Origin of the sequence: Thermoclostridium caenicola (assembly GCF_900142095.1) — a bacterium.
In the GTDB taxonomy this organism is placed as follows: Bacteria; Bacillota; Clostridia; order DSM-8532; family DSM-8532; genus Thermoclostridium_A; species Thermoclostridium_A caenicola.
On sequence record NZ_FQZP01000007.1, the window covers coordinates 58,217 to 80,796 of the forward strand.

The 22,580-nt window shown below is 51.9% G+C and carries 15 protein-coding genes and 1 pseudogene; 5 read left to right on the forward strand and 11 right to left on the reverse strand.

Annotation, left to right across the window (positions count from 1 at the left end):
- Window positions 1–8 precede the first annotated feature (8 nt).
- The 3 genes from F3H12_RS03690 to F3H12_RS03700 all read right to left on the reverse strand — a co-directional run bounded on the left by F3H12_RS03690 (window position 9) and on the right by F3H12_RS03700 (window position 3,635).
- A complete protein-coding gene (locus F3H12_RS03690; protein ID WP_149678009.1) occupies window positions 9–1,682 on the reverse strand; it encodes an extracellular solute-binding protein in 1,674 nt (557 codons plus the stop codon).
- Window positions 1,683–1,746: 64 nt separating this feature from the next.
- Complete coding sequence (locus tag F3H12_RS03695; RefSeq protein ID WP_243133180.1) at window positions 1,747–2,622, reverse strand: carbohydrate ABC transporter permease; 876 nt, start codon at window positions 2,620–2,622, stop codon at window positions 1,747–1,749.
- Window positions 2,623–2,660: 38 nt separating this feature from the next.
- A complete protein-coding gene (locus F3H12_RS03700; protein ID WP_149678010.1) occupies window positions 2,661–3,635 on the reverse strand; it encodes an ABC transporter permease in 975 nt (324 codons plus the stop codon).
- A gap of 374 nt (window positions 3,636–4,009) precedes the next feature.
- Here F3H12_RS03700 and F3H12_RS03705 point away from each other — a divergent pair, with 374 nt between their 5' ends.
- Window positions 4,010–7,162 (forward strand): glycoside hydrolase family 2 TIM barrel-domain containing protein, encoded by a 3,153-nt coding sequence (locus F3H12_RS03705; RefSeq protein ID WP_188118353.1) that lies wholly within the window; start codon window positions 4,010–4,012, stop codon window positions 7,160–7,162.
- A 59-nt stretch (window positions 7,163–7,221) separates the two neighbouring features.
- Window positions 7,222–8,769, forward strand: a complete 1,548-nt coding sequence (locus F3H12_RS03710; RefSeq protein WP_149678011.1) for a sialate O-acetylesterase — start codon at window positions 7,222–7,224, stop codon at window positions 8,767–8,769.
- Here the strand turns inward: F3H12_RS03710 and F3H12_RS03715 are convergent.
- The 7 genes and pseudogenes from F3H12_RS03715 to F3H12_RS03745 all read right to left on the reverse strand — a co-directional run bounded on the left by F3H12_RS03715 (window position 8,766) and on the right by F3H12_RS03745 (window position 14,834).
- Window positions 8,766–8,957: a hypothetical protein gene (locus tag F3H12_RS03715; RefSeq protein WP_149678012.1), complete on the reverse strand. Its 192-nt coding sequence runs from the start codon at window positions 8,955–8,957 to the stop codon at window positions 8,766–8,768. The two genes, F3H12_RS03710 and F3H12_RS03715, sit on opposite strands and share 4 nt — an antisense overlap.
- 3 nt (window positions 8,958–8,960) lie before the next feature.
- On the reverse strand, window positions 8,961–9,233 hold the full coding sequence (locus F3H12_RS03720; RefSeq protein WP_188118349.1) for a GNAT family N-acetyltransferase: 273 nt from the start codon (window positions 9,231–9,233) through the stop codon (window positions 8,961–8,963).
- Window positions 9,234–9,364: 131 nt separating this feature from the next.
- Window positions 9,365–10,733: pseudogene (locus F3H12_RS03725) on the reverse strand (aldehyde dehydrogenase).
- 151 nt (window positions 10,734–10,884) lie between these two features.
- Entirely contained in the window at window positions 10,885–11,391 is a 507-nt protein-coding gene (locus F3H12_RS03730; RefSeq protein WP_149678015.1) for a hypothetical protein, read from the reverse strand.
- A 186-nt stretch (window positions 11,392–11,577) separates the two neighbouring features.
- On the reverse strand, window positions 11,578–12,753 hold the full coding sequence (locus F3H12_RS03735) for an ABC transporter permease (RefSeq protein ID WP_149678016.1): 1,176 nt from the start codon (window positions 12,751–12,753) through the stop codon (window positions 11,578–11,580).
- Window positions 12,719–13,888 (reverse strand): ABC transporter permease, encoded by a 1,170-nt coding sequence (locus tag F3H12_RS03740; protein ID WP_149678017.1) that lies wholly within the window; start codon window positions 13,886–13,888, stop codon window positions 12,719–12,721. The genes F3H12_RS03735 and F3H12_RS03740 overlap by 35 nt, the downstream gene beginning before the upstream one ends.
- Window positions 13,889–13,901: 13 nt before the next feature.
- Window positions 13,902–14,834: an ABC transporter ATP-binding protein gene (locus tag F3H12_RS03745; RefSeq protein WP_149678018.1), complete on the reverse strand. Its 933-nt coding sequence runs from the start codon at window positions 14,832–14,834 to the stop codon at window positions 13,902–13,904.
- Window positions 14,835–14,973: 139 nt separating this feature from the next.
- On the opposite strand from F3H12_RS03745, the gene F3H12_RS03750 reads away from it, so the two are divergent.
- Both F3H12_RS03750 and F3H12_RS03755 read left to right on the forward strand, forming a co-directional pair.
- A complete protein-coding gene (locus F3H12_RS03750) occupies window positions 14,974–16,116 on the forward strand; it encodes a sensor histidine kinase (protein WP_188118350.1) in 1,143 nt (380 codons plus the stop codon).
- 3 nt (window positions 16,117–16,119) lie between these two features.
- Window positions 16,120–16,740, forward strand: coding sequence for a response regulator (locus F3H12_RS03755; RefSeq protein WP_149678020.1), 621 nt, complete (start codon window positions 16,120–16,122; stop codon window positions 16,738–16,740).
- Between the two features lie 252 nt (window positions 16,741–16,992).
- On the opposite strand, the gene nifJ is transcribed toward F3H12_RS03755, so the two are convergent.
- On the reverse strand, window positions 16,993–20,523 hold the full coding sequence (gene nifJ / locus F3H12_RS03760) for a pyruvate:ferredoxin (flavodoxin) oxidoreductase (protein WP_149678021.1): 3,531 nt from the start codon (window positions 20,521–20,523) through the stop codon (window positions 16,993–16,995).
- A 794-nt stretch (window positions 20,524–21,317) separates the two neighbouring features.
- Here nifJ and F3H12_RS03765 point away from each other — a divergent pair.
- A complete protein-coding gene (locus F3H12_RS03765; RefSeq protein WP_149678022.1) occupies window positions 21,318–22,577 on the forward strand; it encodes a 6-phosphofructokinase in 1,260 nt (419 codons plus the stop codon).
- The last annotated feature ends 3 nt before the right edge of the window (window positions 22,578–22,580 follow it).

A 22,580-nucleotide genomic window follows, 5' to 3' on the forward strand; every position in this document is an offset into this window, starting at 1 on the left:
TCTAAGGCTTATTTTTCATAGAACTGGGCAAACTTGGCGGCACGCTCGTCGATGATCGCCTGTCCGCCGGAGTTCAGGTAGTCCTGCATACCGGCATCCCATACGGCGTCAAACTGATCGGGCGGGCAGCACACGGCCTGAACGAGGAAGTTGTCACGCTTTGAAGCGAGGGCCGGACCCATACCCTCTTCAGCCTTGATCTCGCCAACGTTGAACTGAGGAATGATACGGCCGTCCTTCTTTGAAAGTTCAAATGCCCTTTCAATGTATCTCGCATCAACACCGGCATAGTTGAGGGCCAACGACTTGGCGTTCAGCTCGGGATCACCGAGATCCAGACCGTTGATGGTGATGGTATAGTCGATATTGTTGGGCGAGTTCATGATTTTCTCACCGGTAACAGCAAGCGTCTTAATGGCGCCGTCCGGCATGACTTCATGGGTTACGCCCTCTTCACCAATCTGCAGGAACCTGCGGTTTTCAAGCTTGCTTATCCAGTCGAGATACAACAGGGATGCAAGCGGCTCGTCGTTGGTGCTGGGGAAGAATATCTTACGATCAATAGGATTGGCAAGGAACTTCCTGTAAACGCCTGCGTCGTTCTTGAACGGAGCAACTGCGATATACGCGGCATCCGGACCAACCAGCTTCTGCAGGTTGGCCTGAATACCCTCTTCGCCATTACGATAAGGATAGTCCCAGTTGTGGATGAAGGAACCGACATAACCGGCCTTCATCAGGTTATCCTCTGTGGTGTCGCCTGCACCATAGAGGTTGAAGTCCTGCCAGATGAGGCCTTCATTGTACCATTTGTTGAGTACCCTGACACCTTCCTTGATGCCGGGATACAGGATGTGTCTGTCGTCAAAGCCGTTTATGTAAGCTTCCTTGTCGGTCATGCTGTCGGGAACGAATGCAGCCAGAAGATGATCTGCGCGCCAACCGATATCATAGCTGATGGAGAAAGGAATCATTTGTTTTGCTTCAGATCCCAGGAGCAACTGGGCGTTGTTCTTGAAAGCCCTCAGCATGTTCTCGAATTCCTCGAGAGTGGTGGGTTCGGGAAGATTCAGCTTCTTCAGCCAGTCCTCACGCACGAAGGTATTGATGCGCGCGTTATTGAACAGCAATGCTTCAATGGCCCATACGGTACCGGTCTCAGGATCTTCGTTCCAGAACAGGTTTCTCTCTGTGAGCAGTCCGTACAGGTTGGGCAGCAGATCCTTATACTCCCTGAGATAAGGTCCCATATCCAGAACACCGCCCATGTTGGCGTAGGTCTGGATGGTCGGATAGCTGTAGGTTACGCAGATATCGGGAGCATCGCCTGCGGCAAGCAGGTTGTTGATCTCCTCCACCTCGGTCCAGCGGCCAACCGGAACGAACGTCACTTCTACATTGTGATCACGGAGCATGCCTTCCTTGATGAAATTGGTGTAGAAGTTGTTTTCCGGAGGCGTACCGCCATCATTACCGCGGTCATAGACCTCAACGGTGATGGAACGGGTCTTTGTGAACTTACGATCGACAAGTTCAGCGTCCTGTGCCGATCCGGCTGATGTGCTTTCAGCAGGTGCCGACGTATCCGGAGAAGGAGACGTAGAAGCCGGCTCACTGCCGCAGCCTGCCAGAAGCCCGACCAGCATGAAGCAAACGAGCAGGATGGAAATCGTTCTTCTCATAAGAATCCTCCTTTTATTTTTTAGACACATTTGAATACATTGTGTCCGGGGCACGGATTGATAGTTATTCCTTTATGGCTCCAAGGGTCGCACCTGTGATGAAGTATTTCTGCAGCCAGGGATAGACAAACAGGATGGGCACAGTGGCAAACATGACCGTAGCGGCTTTGAGGGTCTCGGAAAGTCCCGGTGGCGAAAATCCCTCCTGCGTTGCCACTTCGATCTTGGTCATACTGTTGATGATGTTATAGAGCAAGAGCTGAATGGGATAATACTTCTTTTCCTTCACAAACATCAGCGCATCGGAAAAACCGTTCCAACGCCCTACCGCATAGAAGAGGGCAAGGGTGGCGATAACCGGCGTGGACATGGGCAAGTAGATGCTCACCAGTATCCGAACCGGTCCTGCGCCGTCCAGTTCCGCCGATTCCCGCAGGCTGTCCGGTATATTGTAGAAAAAGCTGCGCATGATGATCATGTTGAACACGCTCAGACAATAGGGAACAACCAATACCACCGGTTTGTTCAGCATGTTCAGGTCCTTGAGCAGCAGGTACATGGGGATGGTACCTGCATTGAAGTACATGGTGAAAATAATGATGGTATTGATAAGGCGACGTCCCTTGAGATGATCATAGATGAGCGGATAGGCGCAGATGGTGGTCATGAACAGGGACAGGCATGTGCCGACAACCGTCAGAATGGCAGTCCATACCAGGGACCAGGTATATTTGCTGTCGCTCAAGACCATCTTGTATGCTTCAAAATTGAGACCAACGGGCCAGAGCCAGACCTTGTTCTTTATCAGCGCTTCGGAAGAGCTCAATGAACGTGCCAATACATTCAGCATCGGCAGCAAGCAAACCAGTATCAAGAGGAAACAGAGGAAGGCGACGATAAAATCGCCGAATCTTGTCTTTCTGGATTTAATCATGCTCATGCTGTACAACCTCCTCAATGCAAGGGCGTTCCTCGTCCTTACCAGACACCGCGCTCACCGAATTTCTTGGCAAGAGCGTTTGCCGCGAACAGGAAGATAACACATACTACGGACTGGAACAGCCCAACCGCTGTGGCCAGCGAGAACTGGAGTCCCTGGATACCATATTTGTAAACAAAGATGGAGATAACGTTGGATACATTGTTGACCATGTGGTTGCTCAGGGCATAAGGCCTGTCGAACTCGCTGCCCAGGATTCGCCCCAGGCTCAGGATAAGCAGGGTCACAATGGTAGGGCGAATGCCCGGCAGAGTGATATGCCACATCTTTCGGAAACGGCCGGCGCCATCCATCTCGGCAGCCTCATACAATTCAGGATTGATGGCTGTGATGGCTGCAAGATAAATAATGGTATTCCAGCCTACGCTCTGCCAGATTCCCAAAAAGATATAGGTGATCACCCAGTATGTGGGATCGTTCAGAAATTCGACACGCCCCAGCCCTAACGCGTCCAGCGCATTGTTCACCAGTCCGGTGGAAGGCGCAAACAATTGCTTGGCCATACCGGCGATGATGATCCAGGAGAGGAAGTGCGGCATGTAGGCAATGGTCTGGGTCACACGCTTGTATCTCGGGAACGGCAGCTCATTAAGCAGCAGCGCAAGGATGATCGGTGCGGGGAAACCACAAAGCAGATCCAGGAAGTTGAGCATGATGGTATTCCGCAATGCATTCAGGAAATCCTTGTTGCTGAAAGCCTTGATGAAATACTCAAATCCGTTGTTGGCTGCCCAGGGCATCTCCCAAACGGACTGGACAATGCTGTACTTCTTGAATGCTATCAGGATATAGTGCATGGGTATGTACTTGAAGATGATGAAGTAGGTCATGGGAAGAAGCAGCAGCAGGTAAAGCGTCCAGTAACGTTTAAAATAAGCAAGAGCCTTGTAGCCCCTTCCGGGTGAGCTTTGCAAGGAAACCGTTTTCACTGTCGTATCCCCTTTACTTTCCATATTTTGAACGCCCGGGGCAGAAAATACCTTGATATCCAGCCAGGCTTGCACCAGCTTTGGCACACAATTTTGTGGCCTTCCCTTGAATTAAGATTACCACGAACCCTGCCAAGTGTCAATACTAGGATACTAAAATATCACACATAATTAACAATAATAAAAACGGTCTAAAAGCGCTTTATTGCGCATAATGCACAAAAATACTTTTTCGCTCATATTCCTGTATACTAAAATATCTTGTTTTTTCCAGGCTGAAGGCCTATAATGAGTTCAACCGGCCAGTGCTTGAGTTCCCCTTCGGCACAAAGTAAGAACCAGAAGCTTTACTATGCATCTCAGGCCTTCCTAATCTGAGCAAGAAGAGTGTGAGCTTTATGTTGCTGCGATTCAATGACGGATGGGAATTTGCCAAGGGTGAGCCGGTCCACTTTGCACCGGTGGAGCTTCCCCACGACTGGTTGATTGCCGATACGTCCAATCTGTACCAAAGCGGAGTCGGCTGGTACAGGCGCGAGCTGGACGCAGGCTTTTTGAAGGAAGGCCAGCGGCTCTTCCTGAGGTTTGACGGCGTCTATATGGACAGCACGCTCTATGTCAACGACCAATACGTCGGCGAATGGAAATACGGCTACACCGCCTTCGAGTTCGATATCACCGAGCACATCCACAAAGGGCCCGGCAATATACTGCTGTTCAGAGTCAACTACCAGACACCCTGCGAACGCTGGTACACCGGCGCGGGCATTTACCGGGATGTCTTTCTGAAAGTTAAAAATTCCTGCCATTTCGTATCCGACGGCATTTACATCACCACTTTCCTGAAGGATGGACGCTGGCATTATGAAGTGGACGCCGAGGTTGAAACAGGCGGCAGACCTTATGAAGTACGGCACACCCTGCTGGGTGCCGAAAACGGGATCAAGGCGTGGGACGTGGACGCTCCGCACCTGTACATGCTGCGCTCGGAGTTGATCGTGGACGGCGAAGTGACGGATATCGAGGAAACCCGTTTTGGCTTCAGGACCATCGCTTTTGACCCCGATGAAGGCTTTTTCCTGAACGGACGGCACATGAAGCTGAAGGGCATCTGTCTGCATCATGACCTGGGGGCCCTGGGCGCCGCTGTCCACCCGGACGCCATACGGCGGCAACTGACCCTCTTCAAGGCCATGGGGGCAAATGCCATTCGGACTGCCCACAATCCGCCGGCCAAAGTCTTCATGGACATCGCTGATGAAATGGGGTTCCTGGTGATGTCGGAACTCCTGGATGTCTGGCGGCAGCCCAAAAACCCTTATGATTACGCACGGTTTTTTGATGCATGGATAGAGAAGGACGTGGCTTCATGGATACGCCGCGACCGGAATCATCCGTCGGTCATTATGTGGAGCATCGGAAACGAGATCCCCGACACCCACAACGATGCCGAAGGCGGAGTCGAAACACTGCGAAGGCTCATGGCTCTTGTCAGGCAGCATGATCCGAAGGGGCATGCACCCATAACCCTCTGCTCCAACTACATGCCCTGGGAAAACACGCAAAAATGTGCCGACATCATTAAACTTATCGGGTACAACTATGGCGAAAAACTCTACCATGAGCATCATTTGGCGCATCCCGACTGGATCATCTACGGCAGCGAAACCTGTTCCACCGCGCAGAGCCGGGGTATATACCACTTTCCATTAAGCAAATCCATTCTGTCCGACGACGACCTTCAGTGCTCGGCCCTGGGCAACAGTGCCACCAGTTGGGGAGCAAAAAGCGTTGAGGCCTGCATCAGGGCAGATCGCGACGCATCTTTTTCCCTGGGGCATTTCATTTGGGCCGGGCAGGATTATATCGGAGAACCTACTCCCTACCACACCAAGAATTCCTACCTGGGCCATGTGGATACGGCAGGCTTTCCAAAAGATTCCTATTACCTGTTCCAGGCAGCATGGACCGACTATAAAAAAGCGCCCATGGTGCACCTTTTCCCCTACTGGGATTTCTCCCCGGGCCAGATGATCGATGTGCGGGTGTGCTCCAACGCACCCTGGGTGGAGCTGTTTCTCAATGGTAACAGCCTGGGGAAGCGGGCTTTGGGAGACAGCATCGTGACAGACTGGCAGATACCCTATGAGCCCGGCACCTTACGCGCTGTCGCCTATGATGAAAACCATTGCATGGTTGCGCAGACCTGCAGGCAGTCCTTTGGCGACGTGGAAAGCCTCAGGCTCAGCAGCGAAACCTTCGGAGAACTGATGTTTGTCACTATCACAGCCGTGGACAAGGAGGGTCGCCTGGTGGAAAACGCGAACTGCCGGGTCCGGGTCTCTGTGTCCGGCGGAAAATTACTTGGTCTGGACAACGGCGACGCCACCGATTACGAGCAGTACCAAACCGACAACAAGCGACTTTTCAGCGGGAAACTCCTGGCCATCATCAGGCTTCAGGACGGCTCAACACCGCAAATCACGGCTACAATTGACCCCTCCGATATTCCCGTTCGCAAGATAGAGTTGACCGCCCGGGGATACACGGTGACGGCCAGGGTATTCCCGGAAAATGCCACCTACAAAGATCTTTACTGGCGGCTCACCGATGCCGGCGGCATTGATAGCCCTTTGGGCAGTCTGGAAGTCTCGGAGAACGGCCTGAGCGCTACCGTAACCCCCAAGGGGGATGGGGACGTTTATGTGCGGTGTGCCGCGAAAAACGGGCGCGGGCATATCACGCTCATCTCTCAGTGCAAACTGACCATCACCGGTATGGGCAAGCCGTTTCTGGATCCCTATGCTTTCATATCAGGCGGGTTATACAATTGCAGCAACACGGAACTGACAAACGGCAATGAGCGCGGTGTAGCCACGCTCAGGGATGGCGAAAGCCATGTAGGCTTCAAGGATCTGGACTTCGGAGATTATGGCTCCGACGAGCTTACCCTGTGGCTTTTCCCGCTGGATAAGGATCCTTTCACCTTCGAGGTATGGGAAGGGATGCCCCTTGAAGGAGGATCCCTCCTCCTGACGGCATTTTATGACAAGGGCTCCATCTGGAACACCTATCAGGAGGTCACCTATAAGCTGCCGCGCCGGCTTCGGGGCATCACCACACTATGCCTGGTATTCAGGCAAAAAGTCCATATCAAGGGTTTCAGGTTCAGAAAATTTGAAAAAGCCTTCCAAAGGCTTCAGGCTGCGGAATGTGACCATATTTCCGGGGATTCGTTCCTCATCAGGGACGGCGCTGTTGAGCAGATCGGCAACAACGTGACCCTGGTCTATGATAACATGGATTTCGGGGAAACTGGTGCAGGCCGTATTGAGCTATGCTGGCGGACGCATCTTTCAAAAAACCCGATCACCATCGTCTTTTCAGGCGATGGAGAAGAACTCCGGCAAATGGTTGAGATCAGTCGGGCGGACAACTGGGATACCCGCGTTTTCACACTGGACAGCAGGGTTTACGGAAAAAAAACAGTCTCTTTCATCTTTCTGCCCGGATGCAGCCTGGATCTGGCCTGGTTCCGTTTCCTTGAGTAGCCGTTTCGGCAAATGGAATCCCGAAATTTATTGAAAACTTTTCCGAAAGGACGGTTAGCATGAGCGTTATACTTCCTCAACTCATTTCCGACGGCATGGTGCTTCAAAGGCATGCCGAGGTTAAAATCTGGGGAAAGGCCGATAGGCCCGTTACCCTCACGTTTTTAGGAAAGCAATATAAGGCATTTCCCGATGCCTCCGGCCATTGGGAGATCCTTCTGCGTGACCTGGCTCCCGGAGGGCCCCATACCATGTTTATCAATGAGATCACCATCCGGGATGTTTTCATCGGCGATGTATGGCTTTGCTCAGGCCAGTCCAACATGCAGATCCCCATGGCCCGGGTCAGGCATATGTATCCGGAGGAGATAGCCTCCCCCAATCCCAACATCCGGCAGTTCACGGTTCCCCAGCGCTTCAATTTCCATGGGCCCCAGGATGATCTGGAAGGAGGCCGGTGGGCCGCCGCGACACCTGAAACCATCCAGGATTTCTCCGCCGTGGGCTATTTTTTTGCCAAACGCCTTTATGAACGCTATCACGTCCCCGTCGGACTGATCCTGTCGGCTGTGGGCGGCACTCCCATCCACGCCTGGATGAGCAAGGGCGCTTTGGCGGATTTTCCGGAGCTCATTAAGGAAGCCGAACAGTGCGCGGACGACGGTTATGTGGCAAGGGTTCAGGCCAAAGAAGCCAAACGCTGGGAAAGCTTCTTCAATGGAATCGATGCCTCCGATCCCGGGCTTCATGAAAAATGGCATGCGCCCGAGTACGACGACGGGGACTGGGAGGAGCGGCAGCTTCTCGAGCCCTGGCCCGGCTGCGGTTCGGTATGGTTCAGGAAGACCCTTTACATCCCGCCCGAGCTTGCGGGAAAAAAGGCCACCCTTTTTCTCGGAACTTTACTTGACTGGGATATGGTCTATGTCAACGGACAGCCGGTGGGAAACACCACCTACAGATATCCTCCCAGGGAATATGTGATACCCGCGCTGCCTGAGGGGCGCTGCGTGATAGCCATCCGCGTCATCAGCAAGGACGGCGGGTGTTTCACACCGGGAAAGCAATATCTGCTGGTCACCGACGCCGGATCCGTCAATTTAAACGATACCTGGCGATTCCGCCGCGGCGCGACGACGATCCCTCCCGCTCCGGAGGTCTTTTTCCAATACAAGCCGACCGGTCTCTACAACGGTATGATAGCCCCCTTGCGGCGTTTCGCCGTGAAAGGGGTGATCTGGTACCAGGGCGAGGCCGATGCCGAAAACCCTGAAAGATACGCGGAAAAATTCAGAAGGATGGTTAACATCTGGCGTGCGGATTGGGGTCAGGAACTCCCCTTCCTGTTCGTGGAACTTCCCCATTGGGAAGGCGGACCCAACTGGCACCTGATGAGACAGCAGCAATGGCTTGCGCTGGATATTCCAAAAACCGCCATAGCAGCGGCCTTTGACCTGGGCGAGCACAACGATCTGCATCCCCAGGGCAAGCAAATAGTGGGCGATCGTCTGGCCCGCTGCGCCATGCGCCTGGTGTACGGTGAAAAGCTTCCCCACTCCCCCTTTGAGATCGCGGGCAAGCTGGATCTCTCACATCATCAGTCTTAACCGATGTATTTTGCCAGGAACGGGCAGGGGTTTTCCTCATTCCAGAATAGCGGGAAGACTTCCAGCGGATAAAACCCGTTTTTGAAGTAAAAAGCCCGGGTTCGGTCATAGGGCTCATAATCGGCCGAAGCGTCGAGGGTTTTGACGGTGATGAACTTGAACCCGTTTCTCCGGCCATAATCTTCCACCGCCTATAGCAAGGCGCCGCCCACCCCCTGCCTATGGTATTCCTTCAGCACACCCAGGTTATACATGTCCATGGTATACGCATTTTGTATTTTCAATGCGATGAAGCCGATGGCCCTATCCCCGTCAAAGGCGGCGAAAAAAGGCATCTCCCTGTGTGTCACCGACTTTCTGTCGATATCCTCCGGCGGACTGAACCATTCCGGCAGCGCATGCATGATCTCAAGGGTGATGCTGGTTTTCTGGTCTTTATTGTGAATTTCTCTTACTTCAAACAATTCAGATACCTCCATTTACGTTAAACTGGACGGTCCGTTCCATATAGCAGACGCTGAAGGGCAGATACGGGAACAGTAAATACCTGGGATATGTCAGCCTGAAGCCGCCATTTTCCCCTTGTAGTGGCAGGCTACATGAACTTCTTAAGCAAACCCAGCTTATCCCTATATGGCGGGTACCTGAGCCTGATGTCCGGCCAAATGGACTTTTTCATGATGCTTTTGTAGTGGGTAAAGGTATCGAAGCTCCATTTTCCGTGGTAGCTTCCCATCCCGCTTTCTCCCACGCCGCCAAAGGGCATGTAGGATGTTGCAAGGTGGACAATGGTATCGTTGATACACCCGCCGCCAAAGGAAATGCTTTTGATGATCCGCTTTTCCACATTTTTGTCGTTGGTGAAAAGATACAGCGCCAGAGGTTTGGGACGGCTGTTTACTGCTGTAATCACTTCATGGATACCCTCAAACTCCAGGACCGGCAGGATGGGGCCAAAGATTTCCTCCTGCATGACCGGAGATTCCCAGCTGACCTGATCCACAATGGTGGGCGCTATCTGAAGCGTCGCCTCATTGACATCACCGCCCACCAGGATTCTCCCGTCGCTGAGCAGCCCTTTCAGGCGGTTGAAGTGCTTTTCGTTGATGATTCTGGGATATTCGGGGTTCCGGCATGGTGTGTCGCCGAAAAACTCGGTTATGGCTTTTTCCATGGCCATGATAAGCCTGTCTTTTACATCCCTGTGAACCAGCAGGTAATCGGGCGCAACACATGTCTGCCCGCTGTTCAGGCATTTGCCCCAGATAATCCTTCTTGCCGCAAGTTCAAGGTCTACATTCTTATCCACGATACACGGGCTTTTCCCGCCCAGTTCCAGCGTGACCGGGGTCAAATGCCTGGATGCGGCTTCCATCACGGTCCTTCCGACGCCGACGCTTCCTGTGAAGAAGATGTAGTCGAACTTCTGTTTCAGAAGCTCCTGGTTGGCCTCCCTTCCGCCCTCAATGACGGCAATATATTCTTCCGGAAAGCATCCGCCCAGTATTTTCGCAATCAGGGATGAGGTATGGGGCGAATAGGACGAGGGCTTCACTACCGCGCAATTTCCTGCGGCCATGGCTCCGATGAGGGGCGCGAAGGCCAGCTGAAAAGGATAGTTCCACGGGGACATGATCAACACAACGCCATAGGGCTCCGGCACCCTATACGAAGAGGATTTGAAATGCATGATGGGTGTCCTTACCCGCTTTTTCCCCGCCCATTTGGGAAGATGCCTGATGGCATCATCCAGTTCGGCATAAACGATACCAAGTTCAGTGGCATAAGCTTCAAAAGCCGACTTGTTCAGATCCTGCTTCAGGGCATCCAGAATGTCCTGTTCATGGGCCTTGATGGCAGATTTCAGCTTCCTGAGGGTATCCATCCGAAACGAAATATCCTTGGTGCCATCGCTTAAAAAAAAGGGCTCTCTGCCGCTCGATGACAGAATTTATGTTGGTCATGGCAATTTCTCCTCATGATACCGGCAGCAAAATGCGACATGTTCATAATGCTCATGGATTTAGGGCCGGGCCACACACTGATTCGGTTTACTCTTATTATACACCCACAGTCTGAATACCGGATACCAGATTCGAAAGCCGTTTTCACCGGTTATACGTTCTTTCCGGAGTACCGCCGTTTGAACCATAACATAGCAAAAATAAAAGCTGCGCCTGCTGAACTGATCAGCATGATCATCAAACGTCTGTTGAGGGTAGAATCCTTATATTTCAATACGTAATCGGTTATATCGTATACTGTCTCATAGGGTATACCCTCTGCTATGAGCACACCGCTGAAATCAGGTCTGGAGTAATCGGCATAGGACGCAAACCGGTAACGAGGAAAAGCAAAATGTTTATAGTAAGAAACCGCATAGTTCATTTCAGTGCCATTTTCCAGCCGGAACCGATATATAAAGGCTTTGCCGTTGTTATTGCACTTGCTATCGAGCAGCGCAAAGTCCACTATATCCGCTCGATATAACTGGCCCGCTCTTTTAAGGGTGTCTCCACACAAGTCGCTCTCCCGCAGCGGGAAAAAGAGCGCTGACACCAATATTGCCATAACCGCCAGACCCATTATACAGCAAATAGCCATGATACGACCCGTTTTCATGACAATCCCCTATAAACCACTACAGGTAATGCTTCAATGCCATATGATAAACAGGCAATAAGCCAGGAAAAGCTCAAATCCTCCTTTACGGATCTACCTGACCAATATATGTCCTGTTCAAGCATAGATACTGGTCAATCCTTCTACAGGATAATGATATATATGCAAATATGTGCTTATCCATCATCAGGCTTCCCATGTCTGGCGCTTCTGCTTGATGATCACCAGGGCTACTGCCAGGATGGCCACCCCTATCCCCAGCTGCATGCCCATATAGCCCAGGAATGGCTTGAATGTTTCCAAAGCAATGCTCCCAAGATTGATGATCTCGTTATTAAACCTCACATACCAGTATACAGGAAAGATCTGTGCAAAGGCCAGGACCTTTTCCCCTAGCATGAACTGAGGAACAAAAACACCGCAGGTAAAGCACATACCCAGGCTTACGACGTTGGTGACTGCCGACAGGGCATTGCGGCTGTTAAGCGTACTGCCGACCATGAAGCTTATGCTCAGGGCTACCAGGGTAAAGACAAAGGCGTTGAGGGCCATCAGCATAACCGGCTTTGCCAGCATGGTCCTGCCATACATCACAAAGCCCAGGATCATCATGACCATCCAGCAAACCACGGCATAGATAAGATTTCCCCATAGGATCTGCATGTTCTGCTGCCTGAGGGGAACCGATGAACAGAGGGTCCTGCTGCGCAGGTCCTTCTGATTGAAGACCATCATAAAGGTTCCAATCCCCAGGATCAAGAGGCTCAGGAGCACATAGGACATATAGTTGAAAAACGAAGTGATGTTGTCGCCGACATTAATATCTTCCACCTTGCTCCTGATTTCCACAGCCGTTTCAACCGACAGGTCGTCAATGACCTGTGCGACCAATTCCTGCTGAGAGATACCAGGAATATTGGCCAGGTAGAACCTTGCCGTATTCAGGAACTTATTGATATTCATGTCCAGATACACCGATGAAAAAGAGGCTGGCCGGCTGGTCTTTTCCAGTTCAATCGGTCTGCCTGCCATAAAGTCTTCGGTGAACCCTGAAGGTATCCTGAGAATGTAATCCACATCCTCAAAGAAAAGGGCATCCTGCAAGGAAGTCCTGTCATGCTTCACATCCACCATATTTGCATACCGCTCAAGATAAGCTTTGAGCCCCTCGGTCAGGATGGAGGAATCAGCCTCGTCCACAAAAGCCAACTTAACTTTGGCGTCGGAAAACACGGTGTCTGCAGGAGTAGCCGCGCCGCTGCTCAGCAGGGAAGCGGCAAGTCCAATAAACACAGCGAGATAGATCAGCAACTGGGATAAGTTCTTCTTAATTATCCTCCTGTATGCTCGGAATACTGGCATAGCGATCCCTCCTTACGGTCAGATAGGTCAGAAGCAGGAACACGGCTGAAAAGGCCAACAGCAGGGCAATGTTCAAAGCAAACCTATGATAGGTGTCATAGTAGTACAGGGCATAGAGGGCATCCGTGATGAGGTTGGCCGGGTTAATATAGGCCAGCATCGGAACAGCTTTGATGACGATATACTTGAAAGGTGCGAAATAAAGACCGGCAAGCCCTGACATGAGCATGGACAAGCCAATCAGCACACCAATTTTCAGTCCCAGGTTCCGCTTGACAAGGCCGCTTACCAGGGTCCCCAATGTCAAGCCGGCCAGCGCACCGACAAGACAGGTCAGAAGGATATAGCCCGCCTGGTTGCCGAAAGGCACCTTCAGAACCAGGATCATATACAGAAGCAGGAGGGACAGTTCCACGAACTGTATGATCCAGGCAGCCAGTATACCGGCGAGAAGTGTTTTCATCTTATGAACCGGGGCAAGGTTGATACGGGCTCCGTTGGCGGATTGGTCGGCCTGTACCTCGCCGATAACCCTAAGACCCCAGAACGCTCCATACAGGCTGGCCATGGCCAAAAGGGCATAATAGTAGGTTACGGTGTTATCTGTCTTGTTTTTTCCCAGGGGCAGTTCGGTTAAATAATCATCGGCCGGAAAACGCGTTAACGTGTCGCCATTGGCCGGTATATCGAAGTTTCTCAGAATAACCGTCCCGTAGGAAGCGCTAATCTGGCGGTACTGGTCCAGAAAGCTTTTAATAATGGACTGGTGCATGCCTGACTGCTTCACCACAAGCTTAATATCGGGATCCAAAAGGATGATGCCGTGGACCTTCCCCTGTTCCAGAAGCGTTTCAGCTTCATCGGAAGAAACAAGCTCTACGGACAGCAAAGGCTCCTGCTCATCCCGCTTTTCAGAGACCGATACGAGAGCTTCCTGAAAAGGCTTGTTATTCCGGTATGCCTCATTATCTACTACGGCAACCTTTGCGCTTGTGAAACTGACGGCATTGTTTAAGTTGGAAAACGCTGTAAAAAACAGGGTTGAAAGCACGATAGGAAAAAGTATTGTCCAGAACAGGACAACTTTATCCCTCAGCAAACATTTCAGCCGATACTTAAAAACATGTGTGAACATATTGCTCCCTCCCTCAATCCCTGAGCTGTTTTCCGGTAAACTCCAGGAACACGTCGTTCAGGGTGGGCAGTTGCGAGTATACGCTGCCATAATCCACGTTTTCCTTTCTGAGCAGATCCATCAGGTTCAGCAAATTGCTCCTGCCTTTCGCAAAAGTGACGGTCAGGTTGTGGTTTTCGTACTCCACCTGGCTGGCATTGGGAAGGCGCCGTATAGTTTCCAGCTGGGTTTGGTTCAGTTCAACCGATCCCACTGAAACAATTTCTCCGATATTGATCATGGATTTCAGTTCTTCCTTTGTTCCTGTGGCGATGATCCTGCCCTTGTCTATGATCATGATACGGGTGCAGATCTGCTCCACTTCCTCCATGTAGTGGGAGGTATAGACGATGGTGGCTCCCTGCTTGTTGAGCCTCACGATTCCTTCCAGGATATTGTTGCGGCTCTGGGGATCAACAGCCACGGTAGGCTCGTCCAGGATGATGAGCTTCGGTTTGTGGGCGATGCCGCAGGCGATGTTCAATCTTCTCAACAGGCCCCCGCTGAGCTTCTTGGGATAAAAGGAGCGAAAATCATTGAGGCCGACAAATTCAATGGCTTCTTCCACCAAACGCTTCCTCTCCGCCTTGTCTTTAACATATAAACCGCAGAAATAGTCGATGTTTTCATAAACCGTGAGTTCGTTGAATACGGCCACGTTCTGCATGATGACCCCGATATCCCTCTTGATATCATAGGCATCAGGCCGCATGGGTTTTCCGAAGATGGATATATTGCCCTTGTCATACTTGAGAAGCGCCAGGATGCAGTTGATGAGCGTTGTTTTACCCGAGCCATTGGGTCCCAGCAAACCGAAGATTTCACCCTGCTGCACCTCCAGGCTCAGGTGATCCACCGCTATCAGATCGCCATACCGTTTGACGAGATTCTCCACCTTGATGACCATAGCCATTCCTCCTTTACAGTTTCATTTTAGGAAAAGGCACAGGGTGGGATGAAGTGACAGGAAGAAGGATTTCAGATGACAATTGTCACATTCTTATCACTTGTACTGCTTGGCTCCGTTATGATAAAACAGGTATATGATGATGGAGCGTGGCAAACCCCAACCCCATAGCATGATGCCGGTATCGGCCAACACGCTGTTCGACAAGCTGGTTCTGTTTTTATGCTGCCTCGCTGTCTACTTCCTTGTGACGGCTGATTTTTCCTATGTTCCCGTACTGGTAGTCGTCACCTTCAGCGCCTTCAACGCCTATTTTGAAAAGCGGATCCTGGTCCGTGTTACAGCCGGGGCTTACCTTATTGCGAGCCTCTTCATTCCCGATTGGTTCTATTTCATCCCCGTCATGATGTATGATGCCCTCCTGTGGGAAAGCCCATGGATTCTTCCCCTGATCATCATGCCCGTCATTTCCCACGGAAACGTGCTTCCCGTTATGGGTATGGTCTGCATTGCCATTTTCATTGGAATGGCCTGGTTCATGCAATGGCGCACATCCCGGCTGATCCATCTGGAAAGGGAATATCGGAGGCTCAGGGATACCGCCAAGGAGATGCTCCTTGAACTGGAAGCCAAAAACAAGGAACTGCTGGAGAAGCAGGACTATGAAATCAACCTGGCCACCCTGTCCGAGCGGAACAGGATCGCCAGGGATATCCACGACAATATCGGGCACGTGCTTTCCAGCACTCTGCTCCAGGTGGGCGCCCTGTTGGCCATATGCCAGGATGGGGCCATCAAGGAAGGCCTTATGACGCTCAAGGAAACCCTGTCGGGCGGCATGGACAGCATCCGGCAGAGTATTCATAACCTGCATGACGCCTCCATTGATCTGCATGCCGAGATTTACCGGATCATCAGGGAGTTTGCCTTCTGCCCCGTCCATTTCACCGATGATCTGGTAAACAGGCCGCCGCTTCCTGTCACCTACTGCCAGCTGTCCGTTGTGAAGGAGGCCTTATCCAATATTGCCAAGCATTCCGATGCTACCGAAGCGAGGATCATCCTTCGTGAGCATCCGGCCCTTTGCCAGCTGATCATCCGCGACAATGGCAGCAAGCCCGCACAAGGCCTGAACCTGGCCGCGGACGGTGAATGGCAGCCTGGAAATTCCGGCATGGGACTTAAAAACATCCATGAACGTGTGGCAAAATTAAAGGGGACTGTCCGTATCCGAAATGAAAAGGGATTTGAAATCTTTGTTTCCATACCGAAGGAGTCATAAGCCATGAAAGTTGTGGTCGTAGACGATGACAAACTGGTGGGCGTTTCCCTGAAAACTATTCTGGAAGCCAGCGGCGAGGTACAAGTTGTGGGTATCGGCTGCAGCGGCCAGGATGCCATCGATCTGTATAGGCACCATAAACCGGATATTCTCCTGATGGATATCCGCATGTCCAGCATGAGCGGGTTGGACGCCGCCGAGATCATCCTTGCATCCGATCCGGCAGCCAGGATTCTTTTCCTCACCACCTTCTCCGACGACGAATACATCATCCGTGCCCTGAAGATGGGGGCCCGCGGGTACATCCTGAAGCAGAACTATGAGAGCATCGTCCCTTCCCTGAAAGCCGTTTACAACGGGCAAAGCGTGTTTGGAGACGATATCGTCTCCAGGATTCCTGACATGCTGCAGAAGAACCGTAAACCCGATTTCTCAAAATACGGCATCAGCGAAAAGGAAGCCGAGATCATCGCCTTAGTGGCCGAGGGCATGAATAACAAGGAGATCGCCTCCGCCCTATACCTCAGCGAAGGCACCGTGCGCAACTACCTTAGCGTCATCCTGGAAAAGCTCCAGCTTCGGGACCGGACTCAGCTGGCGGTGTTTTATTATAAGAACCAATAAGAAGAATTTCTGAAACGCTTACGCGTTATACCTGTACGCGTTAATCACTTCTACATGAATGTTTGACTCGGCTAATTTTCATCTTCAAAAACATTGTAAATCTGCCAAGAGAACAGGATTATGCCATCAATATCACCCTTAACAATAACTGCAAGAAGTCTTACCGGCTTCCCCAAAAACAGTATCCGAACATGAAATCAATCAGCAAAAAGCCGCCCCGTTGTGGGGCGGCTTTATCAGCTTTTGAGCTTATCAGCCCATAGCAGCCATTCTCTTATAGGTTTCGTACCTCTCCCTGGCATCGGCTTCGGCCTTGGCAAAGAGCTCGTCGGCGATTTCCGGGAATGTCTGCTTCAGGGATGTGAAGCGTACCTCGGTGTTCAGGAAGTCCTGGAAGTTGCCGGTAGGCTCCTTGGAATCCAGAACGAACGGGTTCTTGCCCTGGGCCTTGAGCTCGGGGATGTAACGCCAGAGGTGCCAGTATCCGCATTCCACGGCGAGCTTCTCCCTGGTCTGGGTGCGGGACATACCGCCCTTGATACCGTGGTTGATGCAAGGCGCGTAAGCGATGATGATGGAAGGTCCTTTGTGGGCTTCAGCTTCCATGACAGCCTTCAGGAACTGGTTCATGTTGGCGCCCATGGCCACCTGAGCCACGTATACATAGCCGTAGGTGGCAGCGATCATACCAAGGTCCTTCTTCTTCACCTTCTTACCGGAAGCGGCAAACTTGGCCACCGCAGCGGTAGGCGTAGCCTTCGAGGACTGACCGCCGGTGTTGGAATAAACTTCGGTGTCAAATACGAGGATGTTGACATCTTCGCCGGAAGCAAGCACATGGTCCAGTCCGCCGTAACCGATGTCGTAAGCCCATCCGTCACCGCCGACGATCCATACGGACTTCTTCACCAGATAATCGCGCTTCTTCAGGACATCTTCTACAAGATCTGCGCACTTCTCGCAGGGCTTGAAGTTTTCAAGCACCTTGAGGAGCTCTGCGGAAGCCTTCTTGGATCCTTCGCCGTCATTCTTGTTGGCGATCCAGGCCTCAGCGGCAGCCTTAACTTCAGGAGCCACATCAAGCGCGATCAGCTGCTTCAGATTATCCTCGATCTTGTCGCGGATCTGGTTGATACCAAGCAGCATACCAAGACCATATTCCGCATTGTCCTCGAAGAGGGAGTTCGCCCAGGCCGGACCCTTGCCTTCCCTGTTGGTGCAGTAAACGGTGCTGGGAGCGGAGCCACCCCAGATGGAGGAACATCCGGTAGCATTGGCGATCATCATCCTGTCGCCGAAGAGCTGTGTGATAACCTTCAGGTAAGGTGTCTCACCGCAGCCTGCGCATGCGCCGGAGAACTGGAGCAGCGGCTGAGCAAACTGGCTGTTCTTGACCGTGTTCAGCGGTGCCAGATTGTCCTTGTATGTGACGTTCTTATTGAGGTAATCCCAATTCTCCACTTCGCCCATCTGGCTTTCGAGCGGCTTCATAACGAGAGCCTTTTCCTTGGCAGGGCAGATATCGGCGCAGTTGCCGCATCCTGTACAATCCAGTACGGAAACCTGCATCCTGTATTCCAGGCCCTTGAATTGAGGTCCAGTTGCAGGCTTTGTAACCATGCCGGCAGGAGCGCCTGCTTTTTCTTCCTCTGTCAGGAGGAAGGGACGAATAACCGCATGCGGGCATACGAAAGAGCACTGGTTGCACTGGATGCATTTATCAGGCTGCCACTCGGGAACGGTAACGGCAATACCGCGCTTCTCATAGGCGCTGGTGCCCATCGGGAAGGTACCATCCTCGCGGCCGACAAAGGCGCTGACAGGCAGCGTGTCACCCTTCTGGGCGTTCATGGTATCAACGATCTTGCGGATGAACTCAGGCCTGTCCTCATTCTCGGCAACCTTTTCATCCTGTGCCGTCTTCCAGCTTTCAGGCACATTGACCTTCACCAGGGAATCGATGCCCCTGTCGACGGCCTTGTAGTTCATCTCGACGATCGCCTGGCCCTTCTTACCGTAGGAATTGACGATCTCATCCTTCAGATACTTCACGGCATCCTCAATGGGAATCACGTTGGCCAGCTTGAAGAAGGCAGCCTGCATGATCATGTTGATCCTGTTGCCCAGGCCAATCTCCCTGGCAATATCCGTAGCGTCAATGATATAGAAATTGATGTCGTTGTTGGCAATCTGCCTTTTCAGCTCTGCAGGGAGCTTTTCATCAAGCTCTTCCGGTTTCCACTGGCAGTTGAGGACGAAGGTTCCGCCCTTCTTGAGACCTGCAATCAGGTCATACTTGCCCACATAGGCCTGATTGTGGCAGGCGATATAGTCTGCCTCATCGATGAGATAGGTGGAACGGATCTTGTTCTTTCCGAAGCGCAGGTGGGATACGGTGATACCACCGGACTTCTTGGAGTCATAGGAGAAGTAGCCCTGTGCATAGAGCTCGGTCTTGTCACCGATGATCTTGATGGCGCTCTTGTTGGCACCAACGGTACCGTCGGATCCAAGGCCCCAGAACTTGCAGCGGATGGTGCTGGGATCCTCGGTCACGATCCACTCATCCACAGGAAGCGACAGATGGGTTACGTCGTCTTCTATACCAATGGTGAATCCATCTTTAGGCTTATCCTGCTTCAGGTTCTTGAACACGCTGAGGATCTGGCTTGGTGTGGTGTCCTTGGAGCCGAGACCATAACGGCCGCCTACGATAACGGGTGCGTTCTCAGCTTTATAATACAGGGACTTGACATCCAGATACAGAGGCTCGCCGATGGCGCCGGGTTCCTTTGTCCTGTCAAGAACGGCGATCTTCTTGACGGTCTTGGGCATCTCGTTGAAGAAGTACTTGGCCGAGAAGGGCCTGTACAGGCGCACTTTCAGAAGACCCACTTTTTCGCCCCTGGCCCGGAGATAATCCACAACCTCTTCAATAGTCTCCGTGACAGAGCCCATGGCGACAATGACATGCTCGGCCTCAGGATCGCCATAGTAATTGAAAGGCTTGTAATCTCTTCCGGTCAGCTTGGAGATTTCCTTCATGTATTCTGCTACTACATCCGGAATAGCTTCATAGAAGGGGTTGCTGGCCTCCCTGGCCTGGAAGAAGATATCGGGGTTCTGAGCGGTACCCCTTGTAACCGGATGCTCGGGATTGAGGGCGCGGTTTCTGAATTCCTCAATAGCCTTCCAGTCGACAATTTTCTTCAGGTCCTCATAATCCAGCACTTCGATCTTCTGGACTTCGTGGGAGGTTCTGAAACCATCAAAGAAATGCAGGAAAGGAACGCGTCCTTTGATGGCGGAAAGATGGGCTACACAGCCAAGGTCCATAACTTCCTGGACACTGCCTGAAGCAAGCAGGGCAAAGCCTGTCTGCCTGGCAGCCATAACGTCGGAATGATCGCCGAAAATGGAAAGCGCATGGGATGCGACAGCACGGGCTGAAACATGGAACACGCCCGGAAGCAGTTCCCCTGCGATCTTGTACATATTCGGAATCATCAGGAGCAATCCCTGGGACGCGGTATATGTAGTCGTCAATGCGCCAGCCTGAAGTGACCCATGGACCGCGCCGGCTGCTCCGGCTTCGGACTGCATTTCAACAACCTTGACAGGCTGCCCGAAAATATTCTTTTGCCCGCGGGCTGCCCACTCGTCGGTTGATTCAGCCATAGGTGAAGATGGAGTGATGGGGTAAATTGCCGCAACTTCGGTAAAGGCATAGGCCGCATATGCCGCCGCGGTATTACCGTCCATCGTTTTCATTTTTTTTGCCATGGTTTACCCTCCTTGTACTTGTAAAAGATAAAGTATGTACTTTGTATACATAACTTTTCGCAAATTCAGGTCCCGCGCAATCGTTAATATTATATCATACTTTCAGTTATGGACAACAGTCGGGAACAACAAATTTTTCAATTGGCCCAGTCTGATGCGAACCTGCGGATAGTTGTGACAGCCTTCTTTGAAGGCATTCAGGCAACGAGAGGGATCCGCAGAAACCTTTCTTCTCTGAGAAGATGGTGTCATTGTCGGATAAGCATGATATCCGCGCAAACCGCGATCAGGATCAGGCTGATGAACAGGATGATGATACTCAGAATCCTTATGCGCTTTTCCATAACCATTCCCCATTGCCGAACCGGCACTGGTCCTTGAACGGATCAGGAAACATTCTGTCGCCTGCTTTTTCCTTGCAGTATAGCCATTCCCTGCCAACATGCCGATTCCGGGATACGGCACGGAAGGCAAGTCCATTATAGCACGCCTTTACCCAAACTGTAAACGGCGGCAGCAATCCTTGCGATGCGCTTTTTAAAAGCCCGGCCGGATTTGGCAGGACACGTTCTTTCTTCCGGATACACCGTGTTTTAAGCTGTTGGATTTGCGCTTGTCATTGCGCTTGAGGGTACTTTATGGTATATTTAAGTCTGAATTTTTATACCGTATGGCCGTATTCTTCCCGACAAGCCGGATATACTGGCTTTCAGGCAGGATGTGCGTGACGGTGGCCAGATACTTTCCTATGTCTCAAATAATGTAATTAACATAAATGATAGGAGGAAAAATTCATGGCACAACTGGTAGGAAATGCGATATTCGGTCAATCCGGCGGACCCACTTCCGTCATTAATGCCAGCGCTGCGGGCGTTATCACCGAAGCTCTCAAGACAGGCTGCATCAACAAGGTTTATGGTGCCGCCCATGGTATCCGCGGCATACTGGAAGAGAAATTCTATGATATGTCGATGGAAGATCCGAGGGAACTGGAGCTTCTGAAGACCACACCTTCATCGGCACTTGGTTCGGTGCGTTACAAGCTGGCCGATCCGGACAAGGACCCCACCGACTACAACAAGCTCCTTGAGGTATTCAAGAAGTACAATATCCGTTACTTCTTCTACAACGGCGGCAACGACTCCATGGACACCTGCAACAAGGTCAGCAAGTTTATGCAGAAAGCCGGCTACGAGTGCCGCGTCATCGGCGTTCCCAAGACCATTGACAACGACCTTTATGCCACCGACCATTGCCCCGGTTATGGCAGCGCCGCCAAGTATGTGGCCACTGCCACCATGGAAGTTTATCATGATGCCCGGGTTTACGACACACCCATGGTCTGCGTGCTTGAAGTTATGGGACGCAATGCGGGTTGGCTCACCGCTGCCACCGCTCTGGCCGCTTACAAGGGAGAAGGCCCCGATCTGATTTATCTCCCTGAAATCGTCTTTGACATGGACAAGTTCATTGCAGACTGCAAGAAGGTATATGAAAAGAACAACGGTAAGCTCATCGTGGCCGTTTCCGAAGGTATCCGCGACAAGGACGGCAGGTACGTCTCCGAGTATGGCTCCGATCTGGCCAAGGAAAAGGACTCCTTCGGTCATGCTCAGCTCGGCGGTGTAGGCCAGGTTCTTGCCTCCGTGCTGAAGAAGGAACTCAAGTGCAAGGCCAGGGCCATTGAGTTCTCCCTGCTCCAGAGATGTGCCGCTCATTGCGCATCCGCAACCGACGTGGAAGAGGCTTTCACTGCCGGACAGAAGGCTGTGCAGTTTGCCGTTGAGGGCGCAACAGACTGCATGGTGGCTTATGAGAGAACCACCGATGCGAACGGCAACTACAAGTGCAATTACGTGCTGGTCAACCTTTCCGAAGTGGCCAACACCGAGAAGAAGATTCCGAGGGAATGGATCAACGAAGACGGCACCGGCCTTACCCAGGCCTTCATCGATTATGCGCTCCCGCTCATCCAGGGCGATTCCCGTCCGCCCATGGAAGATGGGCTGCCTCGCTTTGCCAAGCTGAAAAAGGTGCTTGTAAAAGCCGAATAACAA